This window comes from Burkholderia sp. AU30198 (genome assembly GCF_020419825.1).
Taxonomy (GTDB): domain Bacteria; phylum Pseudomonadota; class Gammaproteobacteria; order Burkholderiales; family Burkholderiaceae; genus Burkholderia.
On record NZ_JAIZSA010000057.1, the window covers coordinates 1 to 683 of the forward strand.

Annotated in this window: 1 protein-coding gene; it reads right to left on the bottom strand. The window is 64.4% G+C overall.

Annotated elements, in window-relative coordinates; genetic code table 11:
• Positions 1-683 (bottom strand): ABC transporter permease subunit (locus LGN19_RS39465; RefSeq protein WP_226220251.1); only part of this gene is annotated, 683 nt, incomplete at both ends.

The following is a 683-nucleotide window of genomic DNA, read 5'->3' on the forward strand; positions in this document are numbered from 1 at the left end:
GTGATGAACAGCGTCGCCAGTGCGTTCATCTCCGGGTTCAGCCCCAGCCGCACGCGCGAGAACACCACCAGCGGCAGCGTCGTCGAGCCCGGCCCGGACAGGAACGCCGACAGCACCAGATCGTCGATCGACAGCGTGAACGACAGCAGCCACCCCGACAGCAGCGCCTGCGAGATCAGCGGCAGCGTCACCACGAAGAACACCTTCAGCGGTGTCGCGCCGAGATCGAGCGCCGCCTCTTCGAGCGACTTGTTCATCTCCTTCACGCGCGACTGCACGATGATCGCCACGTACGACACGCACAGCATCACGTGACCGATCCAGATCGTCACCATCCCGCGGCCCTTCGGCCAGCCGAACATCTGCTCCAGCGCCACGAACAGCAGCAGCAGCGAGATGCCCTGGATCACTTCCGGAATCACCAGCGGCGCGTTGATCATCCCCGTGTACAGCGTGAAGCCCTTGAAGCGGCCGAAGCGCGCGAGCACGAAGCCCGCCCACGTGCCGATCACGACCGACGCGGTGGCCGTCAGCAGGCCGATCTTCAGCGACAGCCATGCGGCGGTCAGCAGCTCGTCGTCGTCCAGCAGCGCCGAGTACCACTTCAGCGAGAAGCCCGACCACACCGTCACCAGCTTCGACTCGTTGAACGAGTACACGATCAGGCTGATGATCGGGATGTA